Source organism: Microbacterium sp., from assembly GCF_011620715.1.
GTDB lineage: Bacteria > Actinomycetota > Actinomycetes > Actinomycetales > Microbacteriaceae > Microbacterium.
Map to the genome: position 1 here is coordinate 1 of NZ_WOYP01000096.1, position 7,022 is coordinate 7,022.

6 protein-coding genes and 1 tRNA gene are annotated in these 7,022 nt (G+C 66.6%); 4 read left to right on the forward strand and 3 right to left on the reverse strand.

Annotation, left to right across the window (positions count from 1 at the left end; genetic code table 11):
• Window positions 1-56 precede the first annotated feature (56 nt).
• Complete coding sequence (gene def / locus QZV84_RS09570; protein WP_292828860.1) at window positions 57-623, reverse strand: peptide deformylase; 567 nt, start codon at window positions 621-623, stop codon at window positions 57-59.
• Between the two features lie 45 nt (window positions 624-668).
• Between def and QZV84_RS09575 the strand changes: the two genes are divergently transcribed.
• A complete protein-coding gene (locus QZV84_RS09575) occupies window positions 669-1,754 on the forward strand; it encodes a DMT family transporter (RefSeq protein WP_292828870.1) in 1,086 nt (361 codons plus the stop codon).
• A 40-nt stretch (window positions 1,755-1,794) separates the two neighbouring features.
• Window positions 1,795-1,871 (forward strand) — tRNA-Ile (locus tag QZV84_RS09580).
• 6 nt (window positions 1,872-1,877) lie between these two features.
• On the opposite strand, the gene QZV84_RS09585 is transcribed toward QZV84_RS09580, so the two are convergent.
• Window positions 1,878-3,899 carry a DUF262 domain-containing protein gene (locus QZV84_RS09585; protein ID WP_292828862.1) on the reverse strand — a complete coding sequence of 674 codons (2,022 nt, stop codon included), beginning with the start codon at window positions 3,897-3,899 and terminating at the stop codon, window positions 1,878-1,880.
• A gap of 141 nt (window positions 3,900-4,040) precedes the next feature.
• Here QZV84_RS09585 and QZV84_RS09590 point away from each other — a divergent pair, with 141 nt between their 5' ends.
• Together QZV84_RS09590 and QZV84_RS09595 are read left to right on the forward strand one after the other, a co-directional pair.
• Complete coding sequence (locus tag QZV84_RS09590; RefSeq protein WP_363331898.1) at window positions 4,041-4,814, forward strand: hypothetical protein; 774 nt, start codon at window positions 4,041-4,043, stop codon at window positions 4,812-4,814.
• A gap of 170 nt (window positions 4,815-4,984) precedes the next feature.
• Window positions 4,985-5,488 (forward strand): DUF3145 domain-containing protein, encoded by a 504-nt coding sequence (locus QZV84_RS09595; protein ID WP_292828866.1) that lies wholly within the window; start codon window positions 4,985-4,987, stop codon window positions 5,486-5,488.
• 185 nt (window positions 5,489-5,673) lie between these two features.
• On the opposite strand, the gene QZV84_RS09600 is transcribed toward QZV84_RS09595, so the two are convergent.
• A complete protein-coding gene (locus QZV84_RS09600; protein ID WP_292828868.1) occupies window positions 5,674-6,912 on the reverse strand; it encodes a beta-ketoacyl-[acyl-carrier-protein] synthase family protein in 1,239 nt (412 codons plus the stop codon).
• Window positions 6,913-7,022 lie beyond the last annotated feature (110 nt).

A 7,022-nucleotide genomic window follows, 5' to 3' on the forward strand; every position in this document is an offset into this window, starting at 1 on the left:
TTTCACGCGTCGTGCCGGTTTCACGCGTCGTGCCGGTTTCACGCGTCGTGCCGGTTTCACGCGTCGATGTCGTCGACGCCCGGCATCCATGATTCACCGGGCCGGCCCCAGCCGCGCTTGCGTGCGATCTTCTGCACGGTCTTCCAGTCCCCGTCGCCGAGACGATCGACGTAGAGGACGCCGTCGAGGTGGTCGAACTCGTGCTGCATGATGCGGGCACGCCAGCCGTCGACCTCGAGGCGCACCGGATTTCCGTCGAGGTCGGTTCCGGTCACGAGCACGCGGTCAGAGCGGCGCAGCGGGAAGCGTTCACCGGGAAGAGACAGGCACCCCTCGGCCTCCTCGTCGGGGTCGGGGTCCCCTGGCTCGAGCGGCGTCATCCACAGCTCGGGGTTTATCAGCACACCCCGCCACGGTGCTCCGTCGTCGTCCTGGTAGCTGTATGTGTAGATGCGCAGCGAGACGCCCACCTGCGGTGCCGCCAGGCCCACTCCGGGTGCGGCATCCATAGTCTCGAACATGTCGGACACGAGGCGCCTCACGTCGTCGGTGACCGCCTCGACCGCAGCGGCAGGTGCGTGCAGCACCGGGTCACCCATGATGCGAATCGGCAGAACGGCCACGCCTTGAGCTTATCGATCTACCCGGGCGACTAGTGTCGAGGGGTGATGTGGGCAGGCGGAGATATCGACAACCTCCAGGACGTCGGAGATACCTTGGTCGGAGTCTTCGACAATCCCGCGCTCCTGATCGGCATTCCGCTTGCGCTCCTCGGTGCGGTCTTCATGTCGTTCGGGGCCCAGTATCAGCACCGCGGCGTCACGAAGGTCGAACTGCTCTCCGGCGGCGCCTCGTCCGGCGGTCTGACCCTCACTCAGCTGGGCCGCCTGCTCACTCGGCCCTCGTGGGTCCTCGGATCTGTCATGCTCGGCCTTGCGATCGCCTGCCAGCTCGGCGCTCTCTCGTTCGCGCCTCTCATCGTGGTTCAGCCGCTCGGTGCGATCGCCCTCGTCATCACGACCCTGCTCAACGCGCGGATCAGCGGCCTCCGACCCACGAGGCAATCCGTGCGCGCCATCGTGGAATGCGTCGGCGGGATCTTCATCTTCGTGACCATCGCGGCGCTCGTCGCGACCGACGAGCCGGTCTCGACACGTCAGCTGATCACGATCCTGATCATCCTCGCCGTGGTGACGGTCGTGTTCGGTGTGCTGTTCCTGTTGCTGCGGCATCGGATGACAGCCCTGTTCTACATCGTCGGCGCGGGTGTCATGTATGGCTTCGTCGCGACACTGGCGAAAGTCGTCATCAGCCGCATCCAGTCGGGTGACTTCGAGTGGCTCACGCTGGTCTGCCTCGTGGCGCTTCTGCTGGCCGCCGCGGTCGGCGCGTACTTCGTCCAGACCGCGTACTCGTCCGGTCCGCCGGACCTTGTGATCGCCGGGCTCACCGTCATCGACCCGATCGTGGCGATCATCATCGGTCTGACCGTACTGGGCGAAGCGGCCAATGCTCCGCTGTGGGCATACATCGGCTTCGGCGTGGCCGGGGTGATCGCCGTGATCGGCGTCTGGGACCTGGCCCGAAACCACCCTCAGGTGGTCAATGACAGCCGCGAACTTCCCATTGAGCGAGGCAGCGAGCCCGCCGAACCGGAGGCTCCGAAGTCCGGCGGCGCGCGCATCACCGAGGCCGTCTCGAAGGTGTGGCCGGAGCCCCCGATCCGCGACGATGACTTCCGGGACGCTCGCTGAGCGCGTTGTGCGCGCCCGGTTAGGTAGGCTCGGTCCTCAAGGGGCGGTGGCCAAGCTGGTCAAGGCAGCGGGCTCATAACCCGACGATCGTGGGTTCAAGTCCCACCCGCCCCACCACGACAGCTATCCCATGGCGTTGCCGATGTAGGAGTATTTGACGAACACCTCAGGCGCGAGGCCGGCCTCGTCGAGCACACCCTGGACTGCGGTCAGCATGTACTGGGAATCCCACCCCATGTAGAGGAAGTTCGACTCGTCGAGGGCGTCCCACTGTCCATTCCACGACTGCGCGGGATAGATCGGTCCGCCGCGGCGGGCGCTGAAGGCGACGACAGCCGCTCGAGAGTCCGCCCACAGGCGCTTGAAGATGCGGTTGAAGAGGTATCTGATGTCGTAGACCTCCCAGTGCTCGCCGCGGTACTCGACGTACTCGAACTCGCGCTCCCATCCGGGCGGCCATCCGCGACGGAGTGCGGCATCCAGTATCGGGGTCAGTCCGTCGTCATCGATGTCGACGATCGTGGGAGAGGCCCAGATCTCGAGAACCCGTTCACTCAGCTCCACGGTCCGGGCGGCGATGGCCGCCGTTCCCCACTTCGGCAGCGCGGCGAGGGCGTTCGTGAGGCGGATCCGGCTCTTGCTGTACGTCTCGCGCTTGTCGCCGAACGACATGTCGATCACCCGCTCGGCGAGCGGCTCCTCGAGAGGGGCGAGGTTGCCGAGGGTCTTGGCCAGGGCTCGGTGGCTGTTCTGCTCGTCCTCGGTGAAGTCCGCCCACGAGCGCACACCGTCGCCGCTCCATCCATCTCCGGGCGCGACCGGGAAGACGTGCTCGATGGCGAATTCGGCCGGCGCATCAGCCCCGGCGAGGCGACCGAGGACATACGCGGCATGGGGGAGCTCGCCATACTTGATCGCGGCACGCACGCGCTCGTCCGATGGCGTGATGCGACTGATCGCCCGCTCCAGGCTCTCCTGGCCGTCGGCGCGTGCACGGCACAGCCGGGCGACGAGCCGGTCCGTGCTCAGACCGACCACTGTTCGGCGCAGCAGAAGCGCTTGTACGAACTCGATCGTCCGGATCAAGGTGTCCTTGTCGATCTCGCCGCGAACGTGGTCACGATACGCGCGCATGACGAGCGGATGCATCGCGCGTCCGAACGTCGCCAGATAGGCGAGCTGTCGGGCGATGTCCTCGTCGGGCGCGTGCGCCGGGTTGAGCAGGACGCGATAGATCTCGGAGTATTCCTTCCACTCCGCCGCCTGGGTGCGCAGGGGGGTGAGATCCAGTCTGGGGAACTGCTGGCGGAACGCGTCATACACGCCCCGCTTGCCGATGGCCGCCACTTCGCGCCCCGTCGTCATCACGAGGTAGTGCCGCCAGAAACTGCCGAGCGACTCGCCCGTGTTCTGCTCGATCGGCACCCAGAACGAATCCTCGATCTCGGTCTGCTCGGCGTGCGACAATCCCATCAGCACGTAGTTGTGGATGAGCTCGTGATCCCTCAGCGGCTCTCCGGTCGAGTTGAGGCTCTCGAAGATCTGCTGGGCGTTCGCGCCCGCACCGAGGGTGATCGCGACGTGCTCGAGCTTCTGGAGTCCCGACCAGATGCGCGGGGCCTCTTCTGCGCTGATCTGACTGCGGAAGAACGCGTAGTTGTCGTCGAAGCGCGACTCGCGCGGTTCCGGGTCCTGCCCCCGCCGGTCGAGCACGACGCTCTCGAACACACGGGCCCACGCCCGGTGCGGCCGCAGCTTCGTTCGCCTCGACGGGGACGAGTGCACCAGCACGCGCTCCAGATCGTCGGCGAGCTCGGGATGACCGGTCTTCACCGTGTGGTGGAGTGCGGCGACCAGCAGCATCAGCGTCGTGATGCGCTGCTGTCCGTCGATCAGGACGAGTTCGGCGGATTCCCCCTCGACGCTATGCGAGGACAGGATCGAGCCGATGAAGTGCAGGTGCCGATCGTCCGAGTCGGCGACCGCGCGGACGTCGCCCAGAAGCTTCTCGCAGGCGCCGATGTCCCATCGATACTGACGCTGATACACCGGGACGACGATGGTCGTCTCCGCGGCGGAAAGCCACCCGACGGTGTTGACCGCGATTGCATCGATGTTCGTGGCATCGGCTGTCCCACTGGCCATCTTTCTAGCTTAGGCAGGCGATCCGGTGCTTCCGTTTTTCACGGCTACGAATCGCGGGGGAGCTCGAAATGCCCGATGTAGGCTTGCCTAAGTTGGGCCCGTTGAAACGTGCTGGCCCCCTACGAAAGGCTGATCCACCTCATGGGCTACATCAAGTCCGCCGCTCTCGAAGAGACCGGCTATGTCGTCCTCGACAGTTACAACCAGCAGCTCGATCCCAAAGAGTGGCTCGACATCGAATACAACGACTGGAAGTCCTCGGGCGACACGCGCTTCGCGCCGCTTGCCAGCGCCTTCGGCGAAATCGAGTGCAACGGGTTCTGGAATCACAAGCCGCCCCGCACCGACAAGGACGGCGTCTGGATCGATTCCCAGGTCGACAAGGCCCCGAATCTCGCGCGTCGTGCTCAGGAGCCTGGCGCCAACGTCGGCCGATGCCGTGTGATCGAGCTGCAGCCCACTGCGTACGGCGAATGCCTGTACAACCTGCATCAGGATGACAACAACCGTCTCAACCCCGACGGCACCGGGTGGGTGGTGCGTGGGTTCTTCAACCTCACCGACGACAAGGACAGCTTCTTCGTCCTGCGCGAGAACCGCACCGATCCGCGGGGTGAGACCCGCATCGCGCTGCCCGCCGGCGCGCAGCTCATCATCGACACCCAGCGCTTGTGGCACGCTGCCACGCACGTCGGCACGGACCCTCGGTACTGCCTCATCACGTCATGGACGTCGGGCCCGGAGCTCGATGCCTACATCGAGAAGTATCACGGCGTGAACCGGGTCGAGAGTGTCGAAGTCGATCAGGACATCCTCGACGCCGGCTATATCGAGCAGGCCCGGAAAGATGCCGCCCGCGCCGCGTATTACGCAGCCAAAGGACAGGTCGAGGTCACAGCGATGAGTGAGGCTTGATCCTCACAGCCGCTGTCGCTCCACGAGCGCCTCAGGATCCGGGAAACACTGAATCACACGCTTGTCATTCGGCAGGGGGATGCGCGATAATGAGCAGCACAACCGCATAGCCGCCGTAGCACTCCTGATCAGGTCGTTGGGGAAGACGCACCTGACGAGACGGAGAGATCATGGCAACACCACTGGCGCGTGGAGTGATCTTCATTCACTCTGCGCCGCGAGCATTGTGCCCGCACCTCGAGTGGGCAGTGGGGCGTACCCTCGGGCATGCGGTGAGCTTCGACTGGTCCGCACAGCCTGTGCTGTCCGGCAGCCGCCGCGCCGAGTTCTACTGGGAAGGTCCGGCGGGCACCGGAGCCGCCCTCGCGACCGCGATCCGCGGCTGGGAGCACCTGCGCTTCGAGGTGAGTGAGGACCCGTCGCCGCGCAGCGACGGCGGCCGCTGGCTACACACGCCCGGGCTCGGCATCCACTACGCGCAGACCGACACGGCCGGCAACGTCGTCGTCGGCGAGGACCGCATCCGCTACGCCATGGAGCTCGCCGCGGGCGACCCGGTCGAGCTGCACCATGAGCTGCAGGTCGCTCTCGGCGCGGCGTGGGACGACGAGCTCGAGCCGTTCCGTCACGCCAGTGACGATGCATCCGTCGTCTGGCTCCACAAAGTCGGCTGACGAAGGGATCCGGTTACCAAGTAGCGCCGTCGGCGCGTATCGAAACACAGGCGGTTCGAGGCGCCAGTAGCGGCAGTCGGTGCCAGATGGGCCCGGATGCGGAGACCGTGTATCGCCACCTGAGACGACAGACGCCTCCGACCGTGCTTTGAGCGGGGGCGTCTTCGTCTGCCTCGGCGACCTGATCAGGGGGTCGCGAATGCGACGACGGCGTTGTGACCGCCGAACCCGAAGGAGTTGCTGATCGCGAGGTGCGGGCCGTTGCCCAGCGGAATAGGCGAGCCGGACACGCGCAGCGGGATCTCGGGATCCTGGGTGGTGAGGTTGATCGTCGGAGGGGCTTGCCCGTCGCGCAGCGCGAGGATCGTGAAAATGGCCTCGAGCGCGCCGATGCCACCCAGGAGGTGACCGGTGGACGCCTTCGTCGCCGATACGGGGATCTCGTGCACGCGGTCGCCGAAAACGCTGAGGAGCGCTTTGTACTCCGCGATGTCGCCCGTCGGCGTCGAGGTGGCATGAGCATTGATGTGGGTCACGTCGTCGACCGACGCGCCGGCCGCCTCCAGCGCCATGCGCACCGCTCGGGACGCGCCGAGCCCCTCCGGCTCGGGAGCGGTGATGTGGTGCGAATCCGCGGTGACGCCGCCGCCGACGACGACGGCGTAGATCTTCGCACCGCGTGCGCGCGCGTGCTCCTCGGTCTCGAGCACGACGGCTGCCGCACCCTCGCCCATGACGAAGCCGTCGCGGTCGACACTGTACGGACGCGACGCATGCTCCGGGTCGTTGTTGCGCTTGGACAGGGCCTGCATCGACGCGAAGGACGCGACGGTGATCGGATGGATGGCCGACTCGGTTCCTCCGGCGATCACGACGTCTGCCAGGCCGAGCCTGAGGTGCTCGACGGCGTTCACGATCGACTCGGTGCTCGAGGCACAAGCCGACGCGACCGTACGGGCATACGCCCGCGCACCGAGGTGCATCGACACCGCCGCCGCGGCGGCATTCGGCATCAGCATCGGCACGGTCATGGGCATCACGCGCCGGGCGCCCTTCTCGCGCAGTGTGTCCCACGCGTCGAGCAGGGTCCATACCCCGCCGATGCCCGTGGCGAAGTCGACACCGAAGCGCTCCGGCTCGACATCGGGGGTGCCGGCATCCGCCCACGCCTCACGCGCCGCCACCAGGGCGAACTGCGAGGCGGGATCGAGGCGCTTGGCCTCGGGGCGCTCGAGCACAGTGTCCGGGCGAACGAGCGCCTCGGCGGCGAAGGTCACCGGCAGGTCGTACTGCTGGACCCATTCGTGCTCGAGCGTGCGCGCACCGGAGGCGCCCGCGAGCAGAGCGGACCAACTCTCGGGCGCAGTCCCGCCGATGGGGGATGACGCTCCGATGCCGGTGACGACGATGCGGGGGGTGCTCATGTGATGGAAGATCCTCGTAAGTGTGCCGGTGGGGGCTGTGTGCCCCCACCGGGGGGCCGCGTCAGCAGGCCGGGGGTTTGGGGCGGAGCCCCAATGGGGTCCGGCTACGC

Excerpts from the sequence above, each read along its gene's own strand:
- QZV84_RS09600 (WP_292828868.1), bottom strand. The coding sequence starts at position 6,912 with ATGAGCACCCCCCGCATCGTCGTCACCGGCATCGGAGCGTCATCCCCC.
- QZV84_RS09590 (WP_363331898.1), top strand. The coding sequence starts at position 4,041 with ATGGGCTACATCAAGTCCGCCGCTCTCGAAGAGACCGGCTATGTCGTC.
- QZV84_RS09595 (WP_292828866.1), top strand. The coding sequence starts at position 4,985 with ATGGCAACACCACTGGCGCGTGGAGTGATCTTCATTCACTCTGCGCCG.
- QZV84_RS09585 (WP_292828862.1), bottom strand. The coding sequence starts at position 3,899 with ATGGCCAGTGGGACAGCCGATGCCACGAACATCGATGCAATCGCGGTC.
- QZV84_RS09575 (WP_292828870.1), top strand. The coding sequence starts at position 669 with ATGTGGGCAGGCGGAGATATCGACAACCTCCAGGACGTCGGAGATACC.